We start from the raw sequence: 22,099 nt of genomic DNA, 5'->3' as shown, positions 1-22,099 counted from the left end.
CCCCCGGCACCGTCCCCGCCCCCGGGGCGACCGGGGCCGACGCCCTCGCCGGCGACGATCCGTTCATCATGCAGTCGGACGGCAAGGGGTGGCTGTTCGCGCCCACGGGTCTGGTCGACGGTCCGCTGCCCACGCACTACGAGGCGCAGGAGTCGCCGGTGCGGAACGCGATCTACCCGCAGCAGCAGGCGCCCGCCCGGGTGCTGTTCCCGCGCGAGGACAACCTCGACGCGCCCAGCGCGGGCGACCCGGGGGCGGACGTCTACCCGTACGTCTTCACCACCTACCGGCTCACCGAGCACCACACCGCGGGCGGGATGAGCCGCTGGTCGCCGTACCTCGCGGAGCTGCAGCCCGAGATGTTCTGCGAGGTCTCGCCCGGGCTGGCCGCCGAGTGCGGGCTGGAGAACGAGGGCTGGGCGACGATCGTCTCGCCCCGCGCCGCGATCGAGTGCCGCGTGCTGGTCACCGAGCGGATGCGGCCGCTGACGGTCGGCGGCCGCACCGTGCACCAGGTCGGCCTGCCCTACCACTGGGGCGTCGGCAGCGACGCCGTGGTGACGGGCGACGCCGCGAACGACCTCATCGGCGTCACCCTGGACCCGAACACCCAGATCCAGGAGTCGAAGGTCGGTTCCTGCACGGTGATCGCGGGCCGCCGGCCGCGCGGCGCGGCGCTCGAGGAGCTGGTGCAGAGCTACCGGGACCGGGCGGGCGTCACCGTCGAGACCGACAACGTGCGGTTGACCGCCCCGAGACCCCGCGACATCGACCCCGCGCCGGAGCGGGACGATCCGGAGAACGAGGGATGGACCCGATGGTGACACGGACACGGCGACGAGGAGGTGCGAGACGATGGGACAGCTGACCGGCCCCACCGACCCGAGTGCCGACGCGCACTGGCACGTGCACGAGGCCCGGCGGGGCTTCTTCACGGACACGTCCATCTGCATCGGCTGCAAGGCGTGCGAGGTGGCCTGCAAGGAGTGGAACCGGAACCCGCGGGACGGTGACCTCGAGCTCACGGGCATGTCCTACGACAACACCGTCGCGCTCGGCGCCAGCACCTGGCGGCACGTCGCCTTCATCGAGCAGGACCGCGAGCGCATCGAGCAGGCCCGCGAGTCCGGTCGCGCGCTCGTCGGCCTGGGCATGCCCGCCGTGCGGACCGCCGAGGCGCCCGCGAGCGAGGAAATGCCGGCCTGGGGCGAGGCCGACGTCACCCCGCCGGACACCCCCGAGTTCCGCTGGCTCATGTCCTCCGACGTGTGCAAGCACTGCACGCACGCGGGGTGCCTCGACGTGTGCCCGACCGGCGCGATGATGCGCACCGAGTTCGGCACCGTCGTGGTGCAGAACGACATCTGCAACGGCTGCGGCACCTGCGTGGCCGGCTGCCCCTTCGGCGTCGTCGAGCGGCGCAGCGACGGCACCGTCGCCCCGACGGTGCGCGAGGGGCACCGCAAGGGCGAGCAGCCGCCGGTGGACAACCGCGGGATCGCCCAGAAGTGCACCCTCTGCTACGACCGGCTCCGCGACGACGAGACGCCGGCGTGCGCCAAGACCTGCCCCACCACGTCGATCAGGTTCGGCGAGCGGGAGGAGATGGTGGCGACGGCCCGCGAGCGGGTCGCGCAGCTGCACGCCCAGGGCATGACCGAGGCGCGGCTGTACGGCGCCAACGACCACGACGGGGTGGGCGGCACCGGTTCGGTGTTCCTGCTGCTCGACGAACCCGAGGTGTACGGCCTGCCGCCCGACCCGCGGGTGTGCACCGCCGACCTGATGACGATGTACAAGCGTGCCGGCACCGCCGCCGCCGGCATGATCGCCGCGGCCGCGGTCTCCTTCCTCTCGGCGCGGAAGAAGGGCCGCCGGTGACGAGCTCCGAATTCGACCAGTTCCGTCCGCCCCGGCCCGAGCGCCGCGGTCGGCGCGACGGTAAGCGCGATGGTGCGCCGAAGCGGCGCCGGCCCGACGACGTGATGGTGCCCGAGGCCGTGATCGAGCAGGTCGACAGCTACTACGGCCACCCGATCGTGAAGCCGCCGCCGTGGGAGGCGCCCGTCGGCGCGTATCTCGTCCTCGGTGGCGTCGCGGGCGGCTCCGGCCTGCTCGCCGCCGGGGCGCAGCTCGCCGGGTACCCCGCGCTGCGCCGCAACGCGCGCCTCGCCGGCCTGGGTGCGGCGGGCGTCGGCGCGTTGGCGCTGGTGGTGGATCTCGGCCGGCCGGAACGCTTCCTGCACATGATGCGCACGTTCAAGGTCACCTCGCCCATGAGCGTCGGCTCGTGGATCCTCTCCGGCTACAGCGGCATGATCGGCGTCGCCGCCGCGGCGGAGGTCGATCGGCTCCTCGGCGAGCGGCTCCCGCTCGGCCCGCTGCGCGCGGTGCTGCGGTTCGGGGAGGCGCCCGCCGGGCTCGGCGCGGCCGTCTTCGCGACCCCGCTCGCCGCGTACACCGCGGTGCTCCTCGCGGACACGGCGATGCCGACGTGGAACGCCGCCTACAAGGACCTGCCCTTCGTGTTCGTCAGCTCGGCGAGCCTCGCCGCCGGCGGCCTGGCGTTGGTCACCACCCCGGCCGCGGAGGCGGCGCCCGCCCGGAACCTCGCGGTCCTCGGCGTCATCGGCGACGTGGCCGCGACGCGGATCATGGAGTCCCGCATGGATCCCGTGGCCGCCGAGCCCCTGCACCACGGCACGCCGGGGAAGCTCATGCGGTGGGCGGAGCGGCTCGCGATCGCCGGGGGCGTGGGCGCGCTGCTCACGGGCGGTCGCCGGGGCCGGGTCCGACGGTGCCTCGCCGCCCTGTCCGGCGGCGCGCTCGTGGCGGCCTCGGCGTGCACCCGGTTCGGCGTCTTCGAGGCCGGCCTGGAATCGGCGAAGGACCCGCGCTACACGATCGAGCCGCAGAAGCGGCGCCTCGCGGCCCGCCGCGCGGCGGGGAACACCGGCGACTCGATCACCGGATGACGATGCGGCCGGCCGGCCCGGCGACGGTCCGGCCGATCACGGGGTAACCCGGCACCTCGCCGACCACCAGGAGCCCGCCGGAGGTCTGCGCGTCGGCGAGGAACAGCAGGTCGTCCTCCGCGGCGCCGTCGGCGTCGAGGTGCGGCGCCACCCACTCGAGGTTGCGGCGCGTGCCGCCCGAGACGAAGCCGTCCCGCAGGGCCTCCCGCGCACCGTCGACCAGCGGCACCGCGTCGGCGTCGATCTCCGCGGCGACGCCGGAGGCGCGGCACATCTTGAACAGGTGCCCGAGCAGGCCGAAGCCCGTGACGTCGGTGGCCGCGCGGGCGCCCGCGTCCAGGGCCGCGGCGGCGGCGTCCCGATTGAGCGTCGTCATCGTGGCGAGGGCGGCCTCGAAGACCTCGCCGGTGCGCTTGTGCCGGTTGTTGAGCAGGCCCACGCCGATCGGCTTGGTCAGGGTGAGCGGCAGCCCGGCGGCGGCGGAGTCGTTGCGCAGCAGCCGGTCCGGGTGCGCGACACCCGTCACCGCCATCCCGTACTTGGGCTCGGGATCGTCGATGCTGTGCCCACCGATGACGGGGCAGCCGGCCTCCTGCGCGACGGCGAGGCCGCCGCGCAGCACCTCGGTCATCAGCTCCATCGGCAGACGGTCGCGGGGCCAGCCCACGAGGTTGATCGCCATCACCGGGCGCCCGCCCATCGCGTAGACGTCGGAGAGTGCGTTCGCGGCCGCGATCCGGCCCCAGTCGAAGGCGTCGTCGACGACGGGGGTGAAGAAGTCGGCGGTGGAGAGTACCGCGAGGTCGTCCGACAGGCGGACCGCCGCGGCGTCGTCCCCGTCGTCCAGCCCGACGAGCACGTCCGGCGCGATCTGGCCCTGCAGGCCCCGCACCGCGTCCTCGAGCTCGCCCGGCGGGATCTTGCAGGCGCAGCCGCCGCCGTGCGCGAAGGAGGTCAGCCGGGCGAGGTCTGCGGTCATGCTTCCACGCTAGCCCGACCGGTCCCACCCGACGGCCGGGACGGGGGTCTATGTTGGTCCGCGGAGGTGTCCGGGTTCCTGGTGGGCCCCCCGGTCTTCAAAACCGGTGAGGTCGAGTATCTCGGCCTGGCGGGTTCGATTCCCGTCCACCTCCGCCATTCTCCGCCGCGGCGGCGGACCCGGCGAGACCCACGAGGAGCGCGGATGACGGACCCCCGCAGGCGGATTCCCCGCACCGACCACCTCCTCGCCGCGCCCGCGATGGTCGCGGCCGCCGCCCGGCTCGGCGACCGCCGGGTGCGCGCCGCCGTCGCCGCCGCCCAGGACGCAGCGCGCCGCGGCGAACTCGCCCCCGACGAGGTCGCGGGCACCGTCGAGCGGGAGCTCGCGGGGGCGGCGCCGGCCTCGCTGCGCCCCGTGCTCAACGCCACCGGCGTCGTGGTGCACACCAACCTGGGCCGGGCGCCGTTGTCCGCCGCCGCCGTCGCGGCCCTCGTCGACGCCGCCGGCTACACCGACGTCGAGCTCGACCTGGGCACCGGTGCGCGGAGCAGGCGCGGCGTCGCGGCGCGCGCGGCCCTGCTCGCGGCGTGCCCCGCCGCGGAGGAGGCGCTGGTGGTCAACAACGGCGCTGCGGCCCTCGTTCTCGCCACGACGGCCCTCGCAGCCGGCCGCGACGTGGTGATCAGCCGCGGCGAGCTCATCGAGATCGGGGCGGGCTTCCGCCTGCCCGACCTGATCGCCTCCACCGGGGCCCGGCTGCGCGAGGTCGGCACGACGAACCGCACCCACGCGCGGGACTACGCCGAGGCGATCGGCCCGGAGACCGGCTGTGTGCTCAAGGTGCACCCCAGCAACTTCCGCGTCGAGGGCTTCACCGCCGACGTGCCCCTCGCCGAGCTGCGCGCCGTGTGCGGCGACGTCCCGCTGGTGATGGACCTCGGCAGCGGCCTCCTCGCCGCCGACCCGGCCCTGCCCGGCGAGCCCGACGCCGCGTCCGCGCTCGCCGCGGGTGCCGACGTGGTGACGGCGAGCGGCGACAAGCTGCTCGGCGGTCCGCAGGCCGGGATCCTGCTCGGCCGCGCGGAGCTCGTCTCCCGGCTCGCGAAGCACCCGCTCGCGCGCGCGGTGCGTGCCGACAAGCTCGTGCTCGCGGCGCTGGAGGCCACCGTCGGCGGGCCCGAGGCGCCCGTTCTCGCCTACCTGCACGCGGACCCCGAGGACCTGCGCCGCCGCGCGGAGCGCCTCGCCGCGCGGGTGGGTGGCACCGTCGTCGCGCACGACGGGCGGGTCGGCGGCGGTGGCGCGCCCGGGGTGCCGCTGCCCGGCTGGGCCGTTCGTCTCCCGGAGTCCCTCGCGGCCCCGCTGCGGGCCGGGGATCCGCCGATCCTCCCGCGTCTGTCCGACGGTGCCTGCCTGCTCGATCTGCGCTGCGTGCCCGAGGAGGCCGATGGGACGGTCGCGGACGCGGTGCGCGCGTGTACGTCGTAGCCACCGCGGGCCACGTCGACCACGGCAAGTCCACGCTGGTCCGCGCACTCACCGGGATCGAGCCCGACCGCTGGGCCGAGGAGCAGCGCCGCGGCCTGACCATCGACCTCGGGTTCGCCTGGACCGCACTGCCGTCCGGCCGCGAGCTCGCCTTCGTCGACGTCCCCGGCCACGAACGTTTCCTCGGCAACATGCTCGCGGGCCTCGGACCCGTGCCGGTGGTCTGCTTCGTGGTCGCCGCCGACGAGGGGTGGAGCGCGCAGTCCGACGATCACCGGGACGCGTTGGCGGCCTTGGGGATCGAGCACGGATTGGTCGTCATCACGAAGGCCGACCGGGCGCCCGACGCCATCGCCGCGGTCACCGCGCAGGCGCGCCGCGAGCTCGCCGGCACGGGACTCGCGGACGCCCCGGTCGTGGCCGTCTCCGCCGTCACGGGTGCCGGGCTCGACGAGCTGCGCGGCGCGCTCGACACCCTCCTCGGCGACCTGCCGCAGCCCGATCCGGATGCCCGCGTGCGGATCTGGATCGACCGCGCGTTCACGGTCGTCGGGGCCGGAACCGTGGTGACGGGCACGGTGGCGGCGGGAACGGTGCGCGTGGGCGACGAGCTGGAGCTGCTCGGCGCGCGCGGCGCCCGCCGCGTGACGGTGCGCGGTCTGCAGCGGCACGGCGCGGCCGCGGACGCGGTGGGGCCGGTCTCCCGCGTCGCCGTGAACCTGCGCGGGGCCGCAGTCGAGGACATCCACCGCGGCGACGCCCTGCTCACCCCCGGGCAGTGGCCGGCGACGGGCGTCGTGGACGTGCGGCTGGCATCGTCGGATCCGGAGGCGGCGCTGCCGGTGTGGCCCACCGTGCACGCGGGCACCGTCGCCGTCCCGGCCCGCGTCCGCCCGTTCGACGGCGCCCACGCCCGGCTGACGCTGTCCCGGGAGCTGCCCCTCGTGCTCGGTGACCCGCTGGTGCTGCGGGATCCGGGTGAGAAGCGGATCGTCGGCGGCGCGCGCGTGCTCGACGCCGNCCCGCCGCCGCTGCGCCGCCGCGGCGACGGCGCCCGCCGTGCCGGCGCCCNCGCCNGCCGCGGCGCCGCCGNGGACCAGCTCGCCGAGGTCGCGCNCCGGGGAGCGGTGCGGCGCGAGCGGCTCGACGATCTCGGTTTCGGCGCGGACGTCCCGGAGGGGGTACGCGTGGTCGGGCCGTGGTGGGTCCACGTCGCCGCGCTCGATGCCTGGCAGGCGCGCCTGCGCGGGCTGGTGGCCGACCTGCACGAGCGGGATCCGCTCGCCGCCGGGCTGTCCCTGGGCGCCGCGCGCGAGGCCCTGGGCCTGCCCGATCCGTCGCTGCTGCCGGCGGTGCTCGACGGGGCCGGGCTCGATGCGGAGGGCGGCCGACTCGCCATGCCGGGGCACCGCACCGAGCTGGGACCGGCGGAGACCGCCGTGGCGGAGCTCGAGCGCCGGCTGGCGGAGGCGCCGTTCGCGGCCCCGGAGGCGGACGACCTGGCGGCGCTGCGGCTCGGCGCGCGGGAGCTGGCCGCGGCCGAGCGGGCGGGCCGGCTGCTGCGGCTGGCGGAGGGGATCGTGCTCACGCCGCGCGCCCCGGCGCTCGCCATGCGGGAGCTCGCACGGCTGCCGCAGCCCTTCACGGTCTCGCAGGCGCGGCAGGCGCTGGGCACCAGCCGCCGGGTCGCGGTTCCCCTCTTGGAGCTGCTCGACGGCCGCGGCTGGACCCGTCGCCTCGACGCGGGCCGCCGCGAGGTGGCCCGCTGACGCCGCGGCCCGAATGTGTTCCAGCGCACAGTGTCCGCGATCACACTTTAGGTCATCACTTAAAGATTGGCGGTGCGGCGGCGCGGCCGGGAGACTCTTGGTCATGACCAATTACCGTGACTTCAAGAGCCTCACCGCCGACCCGACCGCCGGCACCGTCTACGCCCGCCTCGCCGACATCCACGAGGACGCCGCGAAGCCCACCGCCGCGCCGCGTTCCGGATTCGCCGCCGCCGGCATGCGTGCCGCCCTGCAGCGCTTCGTCTCCGCGCACCCCGAGTACACCGGCCCCGCCGCGCTGCGCTTCTGATCCACCGCTCCACCCTCAGGCGCGGTGGCCGCGCGCCAGCCGGTCACCGTCCGGCGTGCGCCGGTAGAGCACCTCGCGACCGCTCCGGGCCCGGTCGACCAGACCGTTCTCGTGGAGCACGCGCAGGCTCTGCGACGCCGCCGACGGCGTCACCTCCAGTCGCCGCGCCAATTCGCTGACCGCCATCGGCTCGACCAGGGCGTGCAGCACGTCCGCCTTCGCCCCGCCGATGAGCCGCCGCAGCGCGCCCGGCGGGACCTCCCGCATCGACTCCATGAGGGTCGCGCTGCCGCGCGCCGGATAGCCGGCGTGCGGCGCCGCCGTCTCCGGCGAGTGTGCGCTGACGAGGCGGGTGAGGAAGACGCTCGGGATCAGCGTGAGTCCCCTTCCCGCCGAGGCGTACTCGCCGGAGCCCCGCGCGTAGGCCAGGTCGAGGCGCAACCGCCCGTCGCGATCCCACGTGAGATTCGGATTGAGCGAGGCGAACAGCTGAGTCGGCCCGCCGATCGCCAACTCCCTGCCGCGGAACGTGATGTCCGACTCCAGGATCCGGTTCACCGACGGCCAGATCGGGGCGATCACCACGCGGTGATACCGCTCCAGCGCCCCCGCGATGCGCGGCCCGGCCCGCTCGGGGTCGTCGAGGAGCCGCGCCAACGCGGGTGACGGATCCCCGCCCTCCCGCAGCTCATCCAATTGCGTATGGATCAATGCCGGATCGGTCGCGGCGATGGCCGCCAGGCCCTCGTCGAGCGACGGCCTCGAGTCGCCGAGCGGTGGCATCGGCGTGAGGAAGTCCGGGATCGCGTTGCCCGACGGGGCCACCAGTGCGCTGACGAGCCGGTGGTCGTACCGGTCGCGCTGCGCCTGCGCGTTGCTCCGCCAGCGCTGCAGGTGCGCGGAACTCTCGTGCGTCGTGTTGAGGTGGAACAGGCTCAGCGAGGTCTCGTTCATCGGCGCCAGGACGAACCGCACGTCCGAGAGGTCCCGGACATCGAGCACGTAGGTGAGCATGAGACGCCCAGCTTAGGGTGGATCCCCGCTCCGGCGTCCCGGTTCAGGACTTAACAGCGTTAGCCCGGAACGCTTCCTGGGGATTCGAGTGCATCCAGTGCTTGCTACTCGCGGGTAACCGGTCGCTCAGCCCCGCAGCGCGGTCGGGCCGACCGCCGTTCAGGCCTGCGCGCCGTCCGTATCGGTGAAGTAGGGCGTCTGTCCCTGGGCGAGCTTCCAGCGGGTCCACAGGTGCATGTTGATGACGGCCGCAGCGACGTCCTTGATCTGTTCGATCGAGAAGTGTTCGGTCATCGCCTGGTGGAACCGGTCGAACTCGGCGACGTTCGGCACCGTCAGCGCGTCGCAGTACCGCAGCGCGGTCTTCTCCGCCTCGGTGTACAGCTCGGAGTTCGCGTACGAGGTCAGGTCGTCGATCTTGGCCTGCGGGATCTGGTTGTCGCGCGCCGATCGCCCGTGCAGGATGTTGCAGAACGCGCAGCCGTTCACCTGGGAGACCCGCAGCCGGAGGAGTTCGGCGAGCTTCGGTTCGACGGACAGTTCGGCGGTGTAACCGACCGCCTGGGCGAGGGGCTTGGCGGCTTCGTTGAACGGGTGCCCCTCAGGATCGAAGCGGGTGTTCTTGTACGCGACCTCGGACACGGGCACTCCTTCACGTAGTGGAATCCGATGTCACCGTATTTTGCGATCCGCAGCACGGCAACCCCTGCCCGGCGGTGGGCTTCAGTGCGGCGCCCGGCTCATCAGTCGCAGCAGCGCGGGACCCACGAGCGGTGCCGTCAGCGCCCGGATCATCAGGTCCTGCATCCCCAGGTGCACGCGACTGGGCGGAGCGAAGCGCGCCATTCCGGCGCGCGCCTGCCGCTGGCGCTTCGTGATCTCCGGGCGCAGCGCGGATTCCCAGGAGCGCAGCGCCGTCTCGACGTCTCCGGGGTGCTCCGCGAGTGCGCGCCCCAGCCGGTCGGCGCCGGCCAGCGCGAGGCCCGCGCCGTGGCCTGCGAACAGGGAGACGCACCACGCGGCGTCGCCCACCAGCACGACGCGCCCGCGGCTCCACGCCTCCATGACGACCTGGCTCACGGAGTCGAAGTAGGCGCCCTCGGCGCCGGCCGCCCGCCGCATCGCGTCGTGCACCGGGCCGGTGAGGTCGCCGAAGTGCGCGGCGAGCGCCTCGGCGGGCGATCCGGCGGCGTCGTCGCCCGCCGTCGCGGTGCGGTAGGTGAAGAACGCCGACGGCGCGTGGCCGCGGGGATGGAAGACCGCCGCGGTGCGCCCGACGTCGATGAACGTGCTCGCGGTCTGCTCCGGGAGGGCCGCCGGGGCGGTGTCCAGCGGGAACGCCGCCACCGCGTGCTGCAGATCGCGGACGACCTCGGCCGCGGGTGCGAAGGCCAGCTCGCGGACCCCGGAGTGGAGGCCGTCGGCGCCGACGAGCAGGTCGGCCTCGTGGACGGTGCCGTCGCTGAGTGAGACGCGGAGCGGGCCCGCGGCGTCGTCGACCGCGGTCACCGTCGTGCCGAACCGGACCTCCACCGCCTCGGCGACGGCCGCGTACAGCGCGTCCTCGAGGTCGCCGCGGAAGACCGTGAGCGCGCGCTCGCCCAGCGACTGCTCGGCGAGCGCCGCGGGCATCGTGAGTTTCGTGCTGCCGTCGGCGCGGACCAGGAGCGAGCTGAACATCCCCTGGTCCCGCTCGCGGAGGGCGGGCGTCAGGCCGAGCCCCTCGGCGGCGTCGAACCCGGGGCCCAGCAGGTTCACCAGGTAGCCGCCGGTGCGGCGGGCCGGGGCGCGCTCGACGACGAGGACGCGGTGCCCGTCGCGGTGCAACCGCAGTGCGGTCGCGAGGCCGGCGATCCCGGCGCCCGCGATGATCACCCGCACGGTGTGGTCGGTGTGCTCCGGCATGCGTGCCCCTCTCGGTATGAGCGACTGTTCATACCGAGTATGAGCGAACGTTCATAGTCGGCGCAAGGCGGCCGCTGCCGGGTCGTAGAATCGATGCATGCCCAGGGGAGTCGCGATCGACGGCGCGCGCCAGCGACTGTTCGCCGCCGCCGAGGCGGTGATCCTGCGCGACGGGGTGGACGGCCTCACGGGGCGCGCGATCACCGCCCGGGCGGGCGTCGCGACCGGGCTGCTGCACGCGCACTTCGGCGACTTCGACGGCTTCCTCGCCGCCTACGCGGTGGACCGTGGCTTCCTGCTCGCCGCGGAGGCGGGCGACGCGGCACCGTCGGACGCAGGGGCGTCGGACGCGGGGGCGGAAACGACGGTGGCGGAGGCGCTCTGCGCGCAGCTCGACGCGCTGCCCCAGCCCGCGTCCACCGCCTTCGCCCGCCTGTCGGCGGCGCGACCCGAGCTGCGCGATCGGGCCGCGGAGGTGCTGGGTGACGACGCCGCCGGCTTCGAGGGGGTGACGGCCGCCGTCGTCGATCGGCTCGCCGCCGAGGAGCGCGCCGGCCGGTTACGGCCCGGGCTGCGGGCCGAGGAGCTCGCCTACGCGGTGGTCGCCGTGGCGCTGCGGGCCTGGTGCGCGGGCGACCCCGACGAGCGGTGGCACGCGGCCGTGCGCGCGCTGGTGTGGGCCGCGCTCGCCGAAGCCGGATGAGACGACCGCGGCGGCGCCCCGGGGACCGGGAACGCCGCCGCGACGGGAGTGCGCCCGTCAGGACTCGCGGAACTCCGCGGAGGTCAGCCCCTGCTCCTCGGCCTTGCGCAGCTCCACGCGACGGATCTTGCCGCTGATGGTCTTCGGCAGGTCGGCGAAGGCGATGCGGCGCACGCGCTTGTAGGGCGCGAGGTGCTCGCGGCTGTAGTCGAAGATCGACTTCGCCGTGGCCTCGTCCGGGGCGTGGCCGTCGGCGAGCACGATGTACGCCTTCGGCACCGCCAGCCGCAGCTCGTCCGGGGCCGGGACGACGGCCGCCTCGGCCACCGCGTCGTGTTCCAGGAGAACCGATTCCAGCTCGAACGGGCTGATCTTGTAGTCGCTCGACTTGAAGACGTCGTCGGTGCGGCCGACGTAGGTCAGGTAGCCGTCCGCGTCCTTCGAGGCCACGTCGCCCGTGTGGTAGACGCCGCCCTCCATGACCTTCGCGGTCTTCTCGGCGTCGCCGTGATAGCCGACCATGAGTCCGAGCGGGCGCGGGTCCAGGCGCAGGCAGATCTCGCCCTCGTCCACGCCCTGCTCGCCGGTGGCCGGGTCGACGAGCACCACGTCGTAGCCGGGGCACGGGCGGCCCATGGAGCCGTCCTTGAGCGGCTGGCCCGGTGTGTTCGCCACCTGCACCGTGGTCTCGGTCTGGCCGAAGCCGTCGCGGATCGTCACGCCCCAGGCGTTCCGCACGCGGCTGATCACCTCGGGGTTGAGCGGCTCGCCGGCGCCCACCACGACGCGCGGCGGCGTCGCCAGGGCGCTGAGGTCGGCCTGGATCAGCATGCGCCACACCGTCGGCGGGGCGCAGAAGCTGGTGACGCCGGCGCGTTCCATCTGCTTCATCAGGGCGGCCGCGTCGAACCGGTTGTAGTTGTAGATGAAGACGCAGGCCTGCGCGATCCACGGCGTGAAGACGTTGCTCCACGCGTGCTTCGCCCAGCCGGGCGAGCTCACGTTGAGGTGCACGTCGCCGGGGCGCAGCCCGATCCAGTACATCGTCGACAGGTGGCCCACGGGGTAGCTCGCGTGCGTGTGCTCGACCAGCTTCGGCGCGCTCGTGGTGCCCGACGTGAAGTACAGCAGGAGGGTGTCGTCGGCGTGCGTGACGTGCGACGGGGTGAAGTCCGACGGTGCCGTGTACGCCGCCGCGAACGACTCCCAGCCCGGCACCGGGTCGCCGATGGCGATCCGCGTGACGTCCGCATCCGCGGGGACGCGCTCCGCGAGCTCGCTCCGCACGATGACGTGCTTCGCGCCGCCGCGGGCGATGCGGTCGGCGATGTCGCCCTCGGCGAGCAGGGTGGTCGCGGGGATGACCACGGCGCCGAGCTTGATCGCGGCGAGCATGACGTCCCACAGCTCGACCTGGTTCGACAGCATCAGCAGGATCCGGTCGCCCGGATGCACGCCGCGCTCGCGCAGCCAGTTCGCGACCCGGTTGCTGCGCGCACTCATCTCCGCGTAGCTGAACTTCGACTCGGAGCCGTCCTCCTCGACGATCCAGAGGGCGGGGGAGTCGTTGCCCTCGGCCACCCGGTCGAACCAGTCGAGGGCGAAGTTCCACTCGTCGAGCTGCGGCCAACTGAACCGCTCGCGCGCGGCGTCGTAGTCGTCGGCGAGCTCGACCAGCAGGTCGCGCGCGGCGAGGAAGTCTCGATACCCCTGTGTGCTAGCCACTTTCAGATCCTCCGGTTGATTACTTGGATATCCAAGTATATAGTGATGGGCAACACATCGCGCAAGGGCTTCGCGATGGACCTCGATCGAGAGAGAAGGACACAGCATGGCTGACGTGCGCACCATCCCGCATTTCATCGACGGTCGCCGGGTGGAGGGCACCGGCCGCACCGCGGACGTCTTCGACCCGAGCACGGGTCAGGTGCAGGCCACCGTTCCGCTCGCCAGCACCGCGGAGGTCGACGACGTCGTCGCGCGCGCCAAGAAGGCGCAGGTGCAGTGGGCCGCCTTCAACCCGCAGCGCCGCGCCCGCGTCTTCATGAAGTTCATCGACCTCGTCCACCAGAACGTCGACGAGCTCGCCTCGCTGCTCTCCAGCGAGCACGGCAAGACCGTGGCCGACGCCAAGGGCGACATCCAGCGCGGCATCGAGGTCATCGAGTTCTCGATCGGCATCCCGCACCTGCTCAAGGGCGAGTACACGGAGGGCGCCGGCACCGGCATCGACGTCTACTCGATGCGCCAGCCGCTCGGTGTCGTCGCCGGCATCACGCCCTTCAACTTCCCGGCCATGATCCCGCTGTGGAAGGCCGGCCCGGCCCTGGCCTGCGGCAACGCCTTCATCCTCAAGCCCTCCGAGCGCGACCCCTCCGTGCCGGTGCGCCTGGCCGAGCTGTTCATCGAGGCCGGCCTGCCCGAGGGCGTCTTCCAGGTCGTCCACGGCGACAAGGAGTCCGTCGACGCGCTGCTGAACAACCCGGACGTCAAGGCCGTCGGCTTCGTCGGCAGCTCGGACATCGCGCAGTACATCTACGAGACCTGCGCGAAGAACGGCAAGCGCAGCCAGGCCTTCGGCGGCGCCAAGAACCACATGGTGATCCTCCCGGACGCCGATCTGGACCAGGCCGTGGACGCCCTCATCGGCGCCGGCTACGGCTCCGCCGGTGAGCGCTGCATGGCGATCTCGGTGGCCGTGCCCGTCGGCGAGGAGACCGCGAACCGCCTGCGCGAGCGCCTCGTCGAGCGCGTGCAGCAGCTGCGCGTGGGCCACAGCCACGACCCGAAGGCCGATTACGGCCCGCTCATCACCCCGGCCGCGGTGGAGCGCACCAAGAGCTACATCCAGCAGGGCGTGGACGCCGGCGCGGATCTCGTGGTCGACGGCCGCGAGCGCACCAGCGACGAGCTGACCTTCGGCGACGCCGACCTCTCCGGCGGCAACTACCTCGGCCCGACGCTGTTCGATCACGTCACCAAGGACATGTCGATCTACACGGACGAGATCTTCGGCCCGGTGCTGTGCATCGTCCGCGCGAACACCTACGAGGAGGCCCTCGCGCTGCCCACCGAGCACGAGTACGGCAACGGCGTGGCGATCTTCACCCGCGACGGCGACGCCGCGCGCGACTTCGTGGCCCGCGTCGAGGTCGGCATGGTCGGCGTCAACGTGCCGATCCCGGTTCCCGTGGCGTACCACACCTTCGGCGGCTGGAAGCGGTCCGGTTTCGGTGACCTGAACCAGCACGGCCCGCACTCGATCCTGTTCTACACCAAGACCAAGACGGTGACCTCGCGCTGGCCCTCGGGCATCAAGGACGGCGCGGAGTTCTCCATCCCGACGATGCACTAGGAGCGCACGTGCCCTACCCCAATCTGACGGGCGACGACCTCGCCATCGTCGAGATGGCGCGCGACTTCTCCCGCAAGCGCCTCGCGCCCTACGCGCTCGAATGGGACGCCACCAAGCACTTCCCGGTCGCGGAGATGAAGGAGGCGGGCAGCCTCGGCATGGCCGCCATCTACACCCGCGAGGACGTGGGCGGGTCCGGCCTGCGCCGGCTCGACGGCGTCCGCATCTTCGAGGAGCTCGCCAAGGGCGACCCGGTGACCGCGGCGTTCATCTCGATCCACAACATGTGCACCTGGATGGTGGACACCTACGGCTCCGAGGATCAGCGGCAGGAGTGGATCCCCAAGCTGGCGCCGATGGACGTCATGGCCAGCTACTGCCTCACCGAGCCGGGCGCCGGCTCGGACGCGGCCTCGCTCACCACCAAGGCCGACCGCGACGGCGAGGACTTCGTGCTCAACGGCACGAAGCAGTTCATCTCCGGCGGCGGCGCGTCCGACCTCTACGTGGTCATGGCGCGCAGCGAGGGCGAGGGCGCACGCGGCATCTCGACCTTCCTGGTGGACAAGGGGACCGCAGGCCTGTCCTTCGGGCCGCCCGAGGTCAAGATGGGCTGGCACAGCCAGCCCACCACCCAGGTGATCTTCGAGAACGTGCGGGTCCCGGCGTCGCGCATGCTGGGCGGGACCGACGGTGCCGGCAAGGGCTTCGGCATCGCCATGAACGGGCTCAACGGCGGCCGGCTCAACATCGCCGCCTGCTCCCTGGGCGGCGCACAGGCCGCCTACGACCTCGCGCTGCGGTACATGACGGAGCGCGAGACGTTCGGCCGCAAGCTGATCGACGAGCCGACCATCCGGTTCGCGCTCGCCGACATGGCCACCTCCCTCGAGGCCTCCCGCCTCATCCTGTGGCGCGCGGCGACCGCGCTCGACGAGAACGACCCCGACAAGGTCGAGCTCTGCGCCATGGCCAAGAAGTTCGTCACCGAGACCTGCTTCCAGGTCGCCGACCAGGCGCTGCAGTTGCACGGCGGCTACGGCTACCTGCACGAGACCGGTGTCGAGAAGATCGTCCGCGACCTGCGGGTCAACCGGATCCTCGAGGGCACCAACGAGATCATGCGGATGGTGATCGGCCGCGCCGAAGCCGCCCGCATCCAGGGCAAGTAGGAGGCACCCATCATGAGCACGATCGCATTCCTCGGTCTCGGCCACATGGGCGGCCCGATGGCGAAGAACCTGGTGGCGGCCGGGCACACCGTGCGCGGCTTCGACCTCGTCCCCGCGGCGCAGGACGCGGCCCGCGCGGCCGGCGTCGCCGTGATCGACACCGCCGAGGAGGCGGTGGCCGGCGCGGACGCCGTGGTCACGATGCTGCCCAACGGCGCCATCGTGAAGTCGGTGTACGAATCGGTCCTCCCGCACGCCGCGCCGGGCACGCTGTTCATCGACAGCTCCACCATCTCGGTCGACGACGCCCGTGCCGTGCACGCGCTGGCCGAGGCCGCCGGGATGAAGCAGGTGGACGCCCCCGTCTCGGGCGGCGTCAAGGGCGCCGACGCCGGCACCCTCGCCTTCATGGTGGGCGGCGACGACGCCGCCTTCGCCGCGGCCCAGCCGGTGCTGGACCCGATGGCGGGCAAGGTGATCCACTGCGGCGGTTCCGGTAACGGGCAGGCCGCGAAGGTGTGCAACAACATGATCCTCGCGGTGCAGCAGATCGTGGTGGGCGAGGCCTTCGTCCTCGCCGAGAAGCTGGGCCTGGCGGATCAGGCGCTGTACGACGTGGTCACCGGCGCCACCGGCAACTGCTGGTCGCTGCACACCAACTGCCCCGTGCCGGGGCCGGTGGCGGGCGCACCGTCGGGCAACGACTTCAAGCCCGGCTTCGCCACGGCCCTGATGAACAAGGACCTGGGCCTGGCCATGGACGCCGTCTCGTCCACCGGCGCCAGCGCGCCGCTCGGCACGCACGCCGCCGAGCTGTACTCTGCGTTCGCGCAGGACAACGGCGGCCTGGACTTCAGCGCGATCATCCAGACCCTGCGGTAGCCCATCACGACGAGGAAGGCGGGCGCGATGACGGAAGCGGATCCGAAGGACCCGATCGCGCGTGCCCGCCGCAACTGGGAGGACGCGGGCTGGGGCGGCGACGTCGCCTCCGGCATGGAGGCGGTGACCTCCGTGATGCGCGCGCACCAGATCCTGCTCGCGCGGATCGAGACGGCGCTCAAGCCCTTCCGCCTGTCGTTCTCCCGGTTCGAGCTGCTGCGGCTGCTCGCCTTCACCAAGCGCGGCGAACTACCGATCTCGAAGGCGAGCACCCGGCTGCAGGTGCACGTCTCGTCCGTGACGCACGCGATCGACCGGCTCGGCGAGGCCGGGCTGGTCGAGCGCAAACCCCACCCCACCGACGGCCGCACCACCCTCGTCGCCATCACCCCGGACGGCCGGGAGCTGGTGGAGAAGGCGACCGTGGTGCTCAACGACGTCTTCTCCGACATCGGCATGCCCGACGACGAGTCCGCCGCGCTGGTCGGCGCGATCCGCTCCCTCCGCCGCTTCAACGGCGACTTCTGACGGCGGCGTCCGGGACCGGGGCCTCCGCGCCTTCGGTCGACGGTGCGCGGTGCAGGCTCCGGGCGCACACCGCGAACGCGATCGCGAGCCCCGCGTGCACCACCAGGATCAGCGCGAAGGCATGCCGCGCGGGCATCCCGCCCGCCAGCGCCGTGTAGCCCGTCCCGAGCGTCGCGACGCCCAGCGCGAACGCGGCCTGCTGCGCCGTCGACACCAGCCCGCCGGTGAGGCCCGCGATGCGGTCCGGTACCGCGCCCATGATCGTCCCGACCAGCGGCCCGAACTGCATCGCCTGCGCCGCGCCCACGAGGATCAGGGCGGGCTGCACCGCCCACGCCCAGATCTGCGGGGCCGCGAGGCCACTCGCCGCGAGCGCCAGGAGGCCGACGGCGTTCAGCGCCGCCCCCACCGGCATGGTCCGCGTCCCGAGCAGGCGATGGATCGCCGGCTGCCCCAGCGAGAAGGCCACGAAGGCGGCGCCGTAGGGCACCAGGGCCACGCCCGACGCGACCGGACTCATCCCCAGCGCGCGCTCGCTCACCAACGCGTACTCGAAGACCAGGGCGCCGTAGCCGGAGAAGAACAGCAGCGCCATGAGCAGCCCGACCCGGATCGGGCGGTGCGCGAACACCGACGGCGGCAGCATCGGCGCGCCGCCCGCCGCTTCCGCGCGACGCTGCGCCGACCAGAACGTCGCGCCGGCGGCGACGGCCACGACGAGCAGCACCCACGACACCGGCGGCCAGCCCAGCGAGCCGCCCACTGAGAGCCCGACGAGCAGCGCGAGGAGCGCCACCGTCAGCAACGCCGTGCCGCCGTGGTCCAGCGGCAGCCGGCGCGCCGCCCGGGTGTCGGGCACCGCGCCGGACGCGGCCGCGGCGATCAGGGCGATGCCGGCCGCCGACCACCACACGGCCCGCCACCCGAGGCCCGCCGGGTCCCAGGCGAGCAGAGCGCCGCCCAGCACCTGTCCGCCGCAGAAGCCCAGCCCCGCCGTCGCCGCGATCACCGCGATCGCCCGGCGCCGCGCGTCGCCCGCGGCGGTCGCCTGCACCGTGGACAGCACCTGCGGGGTGAAGGCCGCCGCGCCGACGCCCTGCACGGCGCGCAGCACGAGGAGCGAGGTGATGTCCGGGGCGAACCCCGCCGCGACGGAGGCGATCCCGACGGCGAGGAGGCCCGCGACGAAGATCCGCCGCCGCCCGCGGTTGTCGCCGAGCCGGCCGAACAGGATGAGCGCCGTCGCGAACGTCGCCGAGAACGCGGCCAGGATCAGCGTCTGCTGCGCCGGTGACGCGGAGAGCCGCCGCGCCACCTCGGGGACGGCGACGTTCGCCGAGGCGAACAGGAAGGTGGTGAGGAAGTAGGCGGTGCCGAGGACGGCGAGCCCGCGGCGGGTCAGGCGGGGAGCGGAGGTCATGGCTCGACGGTGCTCCGCCGCCATCCGGGTATCCAGACCGTGCGGATCCTAGTAGTGACACCACCGGGCCGGCGGCGCGGCGACGGGCCCGCGACGGGGGATACTCGGTGCATGGGCACCCGCAACAACGCCGAGCTGGCGCGCTTCCTGCGCACCCGCCGGGAGCAGGTGACCCCGGAGCAGGTGGGGCTGGCGCCCGGTGGTCGGCGGCGCACGCCCGGGCTGCGCCGGGAGGAGGTCGCGGCGCGCGCCAGCGTGGGCACCACCTGGTACACGTGGGTCGAGCAGGGGCGCGACGTCAATCCCAGCCCGGAGGTCCTGTGCGCCGTCGCCGACGCGCTCCTGCTGGATCCGGGGGAGCGGGACCACGTCCTGCGCCTGGCCGGACACCCGCCCGGACCCCCGGCTGCCGACACCGTCACGGACACCGTCCAACCCGTCCTCGACGCCCTCCTGCCGAATCCCGCCGTGGTGCTCAACGCGCGGGGCGACATGATCCGCTACAACCGCGCCTTCCGCTTCCTCATCACCGACGTCGAAGAGTTCGCCCCGCAGGACCGGAACTGCCTGTGGCTCGACTTCACCGACGAGCTCTGGCTCGGCGCCTACGTCGCGGACCGGCAGGAACTGGAGGCCGTCGTGGCGCGGACCCGGGCGATCTACGCCGACAGCCACGCCGACCCCGCGTGGAAGCCGCTGCTCGACCGGCTGCAGGCGGCGTCGCCGTTGTTCGCGCAACTGTGGGGCGCGGGCCTGGTGCTCGATGCCGCGGACTGGGAGAAGACGATCCGCAATCCGCGGGTGGGGGAGCTGCGCCTGCAGGTGAGCACGTTCAACCTGCGGGACCGGCCCTCGCTGCGGATGCTGACCTACCTCCCGCGCGACGAGGAGACCCGGGAATGCCTCACCCGGCTCGTCCCGCCCGAGCATCGCCCCGCCTGATCCGCGGAGGCCGTGCTCAGCGCGCGCCGCGCCCGGAGATCATGCCCGACAGGTGCTCCCGGCTCAGCCGCGCGGCCGCGTCGGCGTCGCGCCGCTCGATCGCCGCCAGGAGCTCGGCGTGCGAGCGCTGATCGTCGTCGCCGCCGAACTCCCCGGCGCGGGTCCGCAGCATGTCGATCATGGCGCGGCGCAGGTGCGCGGCGATGCCGTCGAACATCTCCAGCAGAACGGGGTTGTGGGCGGCGGCGAGGACGGCGCGGTGGAAGGCGGTGTCGGTCTCGACGTGGCGCACCAGGTCGGCGCGGTGCGCGCCGCGGATCGCGAGCGCGGCGCGGATCGCGTCCAGGTCCTCCTCGGTGCGGCGCCGCGCGGCGAGGGCGGCGGCCTCCACCTCGACCGCGATCCGCGCCTCGAGCACCGCGTCGATCGCGGCACCGTCGAGCAGGACGTCGAGGCCGGAGGGTGTGTCGAGCCTGGTCACGAACACCCCGGCGCCCTGCCGGGTGGTGAGCACACCGATCCCCGCGAGCCGGCGGATCGCCTCGCGCACCGTCGACCGCCCGACCTCGAGCTGTGGCGCGAGGGTGGTCTCGCCGGGCAGCTTGTCGCCGACCGCCCACTCGCCGGACCGGAGGCGGGCGAGCAGGGCGTCGGCGGCCTGGTCGGCGAGCGAGGCGCGGCGGATCGGGGGCATGCGTCGAGAATACTTCTCAGCTTGTCTGAGGAGTTGTGGTAGGGTCGTCCGCATGACGCAGCACCTCCGCCTCCTTCTCCTTCCGCGCCACGGCGGGGCCTGATCTCTCGGGCCGGCATCCCGCCGTGGGGGATTCGCGCCGGCCCGCAGCAGACCCGACGAAGGAACCGTCATGCCCTTCCCCACGATCGACACGCCCCGCGGACCCGTCCCGGACGCCGCGCCCGCCTGGAACCGGCAGCGGGGCTCGCAGATGCCCCACCACCGCTACCGCGACGCCTACGCCCGCGTCGACGTCCCCCTTGTGGACCGCTCCTGGCCCGCGCGGCGCCTGACCGCGGCGCCGCTGTGGGTCCCCGTCGACCTGCGCGACGGCAACCAGGCCCTGCCCGAGCCCATGGATCCCGCGCGCAAGCGCCGATTCTTCGAGCTCATGACGGCCATGGGGTACAAGGAGATCGAGGTCGGCTACCCGTCCGCCTCGCAGACCGACTACGACTTCGTCCGGCTCATCGCGGAGACCGATATCGCGCCCGAGGACGTCACCGTCGTGGTGTTCACTCCGGCGCGCCGCGACCTGATCGAGCGGACCGTCGAATCCGTGCGCGGCATCCGGAACGACGTGGTGATCCACATGTACACCGCGACCGCGCCCGTCTGGCGCGACGTGGTGCTCGGCCGCGACCGGGCGGAGCTGCGGGAGCTGATCCTCGCCGGTGGCCGCGACCTGCTGGCCGCGGCGGGCGACCTGGACGGCGTGCGGTTCGAGTTCTCGCCCGAGGTGTTCAACCTGACCGAACCCGACTACGCGCTCGAGGTGTGCGACGCGATGACCGCGCTGTGGGACGCGACCGCGGAGCGGCCCGTCATCCTCAACCTGCCCGCCACCGTCGAGATCGCCACCCCGAACGTCTACGCCGACCAGATCGAGTACATGCACCGCAACCTCGCCCGGCGCGACGGCGTGATCCTCTCGGTGCACCCGCACAACGACCGCGGGACCGGTATCGCCTGCGCGGAGCTGGCGGTGCTCGCCGGGGCGCAGCGCGTGGAGGGCTGCCTCTTCGGCAACGGCGAGCGCACGGGCAACGTGGACCTGGCGACGCTGGCGCTCAACATGTTCGCGCAGGGCATCGACCCGATGGTCGACTTCTCCGACATCGACGAGGTGCGGCGCACCGTCGAGGCGTGCAACGGGATCGCCGTGCCCGACCGGCACCCGTACGTCGGCGACCTGGTGCACACCGCGTTCAGCGGCACCCACCAGGACGCGATCAAGAAGGGCTTCGCCGAGCACCGCGCCCGTGCCGCCGAGGAGGGGCGCCCGGAGCGGGAGATCGAGTGGCGGGTGCCCTACCTGCCCGTCGATCCCGCCGACATCGGCCGGACCTACGACGCCGTCATCCGCGTCAACTCCCAGTCCGGCAAGGGCGGCATGGCGTACCTGTTGGAACGGGACCTCGGGCTGGAACTGCCGCGGCGGCTGCAGATCGACTTCGCCCGCCACGTCCAGGCCCACGCCGACGAGCACGGCGCGGAGCTGGACGCCGCCGCGCTGTGGGCCGTCTTCGAGCGGGCCTACCGGGCCGGGACGGACCGGTTCGAGCTCGTGGACTGCGTCGTCGAGGAGACCGGGGCCGACAGCCGAGTCACCGTCGGGCTCCGGGTCGACGGTGCGCCGCACCGCGCCGTCGTCGACGGCGCCGGCCCGGTCGAGGCGCTCGTCGCGGCCCTGGCCGAGCACGACGCGAAGATCGACGTGCTCGGGCTGCACCAGACCGCGCTCGGCCACGGCGACGACGCGGAGGCGCTGACCCTCCTCGAGTACCGCCGCGACGGCGAGGTGTCCTGGAGTATGGGCCGCGACCGCTCGGTGCTCGCCGCGACGGCCGCCGCGGTGCTCGGTGCAGCGCAGGCCACGTGACCCGCCGGTAACGTCGCGGGCGGCGCGGGCAACCAA

Annotated in this window: 20 protein-coding genes, 1 tRNA gene and 2 pseudogenes; 16 read left to right on the top strand and 7 right to left on the bottom strand. The window is 73.5% G+C overall.

The genetic code is table 11. The annotated features are described in order from the left end of the window. The 3 genes from ACNAYW_RS14345 to nrfD form a co-directional block, all read left to right on the top strand. A partial coding sequence (locus tag ACNAYW_RS14345) for a molybdopterin dinucleotide binding domain-containing protein (RefSeq protein WP_415850354.1) occupies window positions 1-824 on the top strand: 824 nt, incomplete at its 5' end. 31 nt (window positions 825-855) lie between these two features. Continuing rightward, on the top strand, window positions 856-1,881 hold the full coding sequence (locus ACNAYW_RS14340; RefSeq protein ID WP_415850353.1) for a 4Fe-4S dicluster domain-containing protein: 1,026 nt from the start codon (window positions 856-858) through the stop codon (window positions 1,879-1,881). After that, complete coding sequence (gene nrfD, locus ACNAYW_RS14335; RefSeq protein ID WP_415850352.1) at window positions 1,878-2,975, top strand: NrfD/PsrC family molybdoenzyme membrane anchor subunit; 1,098 nt, start codon at window positions 1,878-1,880, stop codon at window positions 2,973-2,975. The genes ACNAYW_RS14340 and nrfD overlap by 4 nt, the downstream gene beginning before the upstream one ends. Here nrfD and selD read toward each other — a convergent pair. Next, window positions 2,965-3,954 carry a selenide, water dikinase SelD gene (selD, locus tag ACNAYW_RS14330; RefSeq protein ID WP_415850351.1) on the bottom strand — a complete coding sequence of 330 codons (990 nt, stop codon included), beginning with the start codon at window positions 3,952-3,954 and terminating at the stop codon, window positions 2,965-2,967. The two genes, nrfD and selD, sit on opposite strands and share 11 nt — an antisense overlap. 62 nt (window positions 3,955-4,016) lie before the next feature. Between selD and ACNAYW_RS14325 the strand changes: the two genes are divergently transcribed. From ACNAYW_RS14325 to ACNAYW_RS14300, 6 genes and pseudogenes are all read left to right on the top strand, one after another. Further along, window positions 4,017-4,112, top strand: a tRNA-Sec gene (locus ACNAYW_RS14325). 46 nt (window positions 4,113-4,158) lie between these two features. Next, the gene (gene selA / locus ACNAYW_RS14320; protein WP_415850350.1) at window positions 4,159-5,445 is read left to right on the top strand and encodes an L-seryl-tRNA(Sec) selenium transferase; all 1,287 of its coding nucleotides are present in this window, start codon (window positions 4,159-4,161) and stop codon (window positions 5,443-5,445) included. After that, a pseudogene (gene selB, locus ACNAYW_RS14315) lies at window positions 5,433-6,465 on the top strand (selenocysteine-specific translation elongation factor); the annotation flags it as partial. The gene selA and the pseudogene selB, both read left to right, overlap by 13 nt. A 1-nt stretch (window position 6,466) precedes the next feature. Beyond that, a pseudogene (locus ACNAYW_RS14310) lies at window positions 6,467-6,516 on the top strand (hypothetical protein); the annotation flags it as partial. A 46-nt stretch (window positions 6,517-6,562) separates the two neighbouring features. Next, a partial coding sequence (locus tag ACNAYW_RS14305) for a SelB domain-containing protein (protein WP_415850349.1) occupies window positions 6,563-7,214 on the top strand: 652 nt, incomplete at its 5' end. Window positions 7,215-7,317: 103 nt separating this feature from the next. Next, the gene (locus ACNAYW_RS14300; RefSeq protein ID WP_415850348.1) at window positions 7,318-7,524 is read left to right on the top strand and encodes a hypothetical protein; all 207 of its coding nucleotides are present in this window, start codon (window positions 7,318-7,320) and stop codon (window positions 7,522-7,524) included. Between the two features lie 15 nt (window positions 7,525-7,539). On the opposite strand, the gene ACNAYW_RS14295 is transcribed toward ACNAYW_RS14300, so the two are convergent. The 3 genes from ACNAYW_RS14295 to ACNAYW_RS14285 all read right to left on the bottom strand — a co-directional run bounded on the left by ACNAYW_RS14295 (window position 7,540) and on the right by ACNAYW_RS14285 (window position 10,443). Next, window positions 7,540-8,538 (bottom strand): ArsR/SmtB family transcription factor, encoded by a 999-nt coding sequence (locus ACNAYW_RS14295; protein ID WP_415850347.1) that lies wholly within the window; start codon window positions 8,536-8,538, stop codon window positions 7,540-7,542. Between the two features lie 159 nt (window positions 8,539-8,697). Then, the gene (locus tag ACNAYW_RS14290) at window positions 8,698-9,180 is read right to left on the bottom strand and encodes a carboxymuconolactone decarboxylase family protein (RefSeq protein WP_415850346.1); all 483 of its coding nucleotides are present in this window, start codon (window positions 9,178-9,180) and stop codon (window positions 8,698-8,700) included. 81 nt (window positions 9,181-9,261) lie between these two features. Then, the gene (locus tag ACNAYW_RS14285; protein ID WP_415850345.1) at window positions 9,262-10,443 is read right to left on the bottom strand and encodes an FAD-dependent oxidoreductase; all 1,182 of its coding nucleotides are present in this window, start codon (window positions 10,441-10,443) and stop codon (window positions 9,262-9,264) included. Between the two features lie 97 nt (window positions 10,444-10,540). Here ACNAYW_RS14285 and ACNAYW_RS14280 point away from each other — a divergent pair, with 97 nt between their 5' ends. Next, window positions 10,541-11,146, top strand: a complete 606-nt coding sequence (locus tag ACNAYW_RS14280; protein ID WP_415850344.1) for a TetR family transcriptional regulator — start codon at window positions 10,541-10,543, stop codon at window positions 11,144-11,146. 57 nt (window positions 11,147-11,203) lie between these two features. Here the strand turns inward: ACNAYW_RS14280 and ACNAYW_RS14275 are convergent, their stop codons facing one another. Next, complete coding sequence (locus ACNAYW_RS14275) at window positions 11,204-12,871, bottom strand: AMP-binding protein (RefSeq protein WP_415850343.1); 1,668 nt, start codon at window positions 12,869-12,871, stop codon at window positions 11,204-11,206. Between the two features lie 106 nt (window positions 12,872-12,977). Here ACNAYW_RS14275 and ACNAYW_RS14270 point away from each other — a divergent pair, with 106 nt between their 5' ends. Genes ACNAYW_RS14270 through ACNAYW_RS14255 form a run of 4 tightly spaced genes read left to right on the top strand, consistent with a single transcriptional unit; the run spans window position 12,978 to window position 17,083 of the window. After that, a complete protein-coding gene (locus ACNAYW_RS14270; RefSeq protein ID WP_224646118.1) occupies window positions 12,978-14,501 on the top strand; it encodes a CoA-acylating methylmalonate-semialdehyde dehydrogenase in 1,524 nt (507 codons plus the stop codon). Window positions 14,502-14,524: 23 nt separating this feature from the next. Continuing rightward, a complete protein-coding gene (locus tag ACNAYW_RS14265) occupies window positions 14,525-15,673 on the top strand; it encodes an acyl-CoA dehydrogenase family protein (RefSeq protein WP_415850360.1) in 1,149 nt (382 codons plus the stop codon). A 12-nt stretch (window positions 15,674-15,685) separates the two neighbouring features. Next, entirely contained in the window at window positions 15,686-16,555 is an 870-nt protein-coding gene (mmsB, locus tag ACNAYW_RS14260) for a 3-hydroxyisobutyrate dehydrogenase (RefSeq protein WP_415850342.1), read from the top strand. 27 nt (window positions 16,556-16,582) lie between these two features. After that, a complete protein-coding gene (locus ACNAYW_RS14255) occupies window positions 16,583-17,083 on the top strand; it encodes a MarR family winged helix-turn-helix transcriptional regulator (RefSeq protein ID WP_415850341.1) in 501 nt (166 codons plus the stop codon). Here the strand turns inward: ACNAYW_RS14255 and ACNAYW_RS14250 are convergent. Further along, window positions 17,067-18,503, bottom strand: a complete 1,437-nt coding sequence (locus ACNAYW_RS14250; RefSeq protein ID WP_415850340.1) for an MFS transporter — start codon at window positions 18,501-18,503, stop codon at window positions 17,067-17,069. The two genes, ACNAYW_RS14255 and ACNAYW_RS14250, sit on opposite strands and share 17 nt — an antisense overlap. A gap of 111 nt (window positions 18,504-18,614) precedes the next feature. Here ACNAYW_RS14250 and ACNAYW_RS14245 point away from each other — a divergent pair, with 111 nt between their 5' ends. Then, complete coding sequence (locus ACNAYW_RS14245; RefSeq protein ID WP_415850339.1) at window positions 18,615-19,445, top strand: helix-turn-helix transcriptional regulator; 831 nt, start codon at window positions 18,615-18,617, stop codon at window positions 19,443-19,445. 16 nt (window positions 19,446-19,461) lie between these two features. Here the strand turns inward: ACNAYW_RS14245 and ACNAYW_RS14240 are convergent, their stop codons facing one another. Next, entirely contained in the window at window positions 19,462-20,139 is a 678-nt protein-coding gene (locus ACNAYW_RS14240) for a FadR/GntR family transcriptional regulator (protein WP_415850338.1), read from the bottom strand. Between the two features lie 172 nt (window positions 20,140-20,311). On the opposite strand from ACNAYW_RS14240, the gene ACNAYW_RS14235 reads away from it, so the two are divergent. Beyond that, window positions 20,312-22,063 (top strand): 2-isopropylmalate synthase, encoded by a 1,752-nt coding sequence (locus ACNAYW_RS14235; protein WP_415850337.1) that lies wholly within the window; start codon window positions 20,312-20,314, stop codon window positions 22,061-22,063. Window positions 22,064-22,099: the final 36 nt, after the last annotated feature.

This window comes from Tsukamurella ocularis, from assembly GCF_965138335.1.
GTDB classification, from domain to species: domain Bacteria; phylum Actinomycetota; class Actinomycetes; order Mycobacteriales; family Mycobacteriaceae; genus Tsukamurella; species Tsukamurella ocularis_A.
Note: the sequence above shows the minus strand (reverse complement) of the source record. Positions and strands in the feature narration are given on the sequence as shown.

Bases quoted from the DNA above. Each gene is read 5' to 3' on its own strand.
- ACNAYW_RS14340 (WP_415850353.1), top strand. From the start codon at position 856: ATGGGACAGCTGACCGGCCCCACCGACCCGAGTGCCGACGCGCACTGG.
- selD (WP_415850351.1), bottom strand. From the start codon at position 3,954: ATGACCGCAGACCTCGCCCGGCTGACCTCCTTCGCGCACGGCGGCGGC.
- selA (WP_415850350.1), top strand. From the start codon at position 4,159: ATGACGGACCCCCGCAGGCGGATTCCCCGCACCGACCACCTCCTCGCC.
- ACNAYW_RS14300 (WP_415850348.1), top strand. From the start codon at position 7,318: ATGACCAATTACCGTGACTTCAAGAGCCTCACCGCCGACCCGACCGCC.
- ACNAYW_RS14295 (WP_415850347.1), bottom strand. From the start codon at position 8,538: ATGCTCACCTACGTGCTCGATGTCCGGGACCTCTCGGACGTGCGGTTC.
- ACNAYW_RS14285 (WP_415850345.1), bottom strand. From the start codon at position 10,443: ATGCCGGAGCACACCGACCACACCGTGCGGGTGATCATCGCGGGCGCC.
- ACNAYW_RS14280 (WP_415850344.1), top strand. From the start codon at position 10,541: ATGCCCAGGGGAGTCGCGATCGACGGCGCGCGCCAGCGACTGTTCGCC.
- ACNAYW_RS14270 (WP_224646118.1), top strand. From the start codon at position 12,978: ATGGCTGACGTGCGCACCATCCCGCATTTCATCGACGGTCGCCGGGTG.
- mmsB (WP_415850342.1), top strand. From the start codon at position 15,686: ATGAGCACGATCGCATTCCTCGGTCTCGGCCACATGGGCGGCCCGATG.
- ACNAYW_RS14255 (WP_415850341.1), top strand. From the start codon at position 16,583: ATGACGGAAGCGGATCCGAAGGACCCGATCGCGCGTGCCCGCCGCAAC.
- ACNAYW_RS14250 (WP_415850340.1), bottom strand. From the start codon at position 18,503: ATGACCTCCGCTCCCCGCCTGACCCGCCGCGGGCTCGCCGTCCTCGGC.
- ACNAYW_RS14245 (WP_415850339.1), top strand. From the start codon at position 18,615: ATGGGCACCCGCAACAACGCCGAGCTGGCGCGCTTCCTGCGCACCCGC.
- ACNAYW_RS14240 (WP_415850338.1), bottom strand. From the start codon at position 20,139: ATGCCCCCGATCCGCCGCGCCTCGCTCGCCGACCAGGCCGCCGACGCC.
- ACNAYW_RS14235 (WP_415850337.1), top strand. From the start codon at position 20,312: ATGCCCTTCCCCACGATCGACACGCCCCGCGGACCCGTCCCGGACGCC.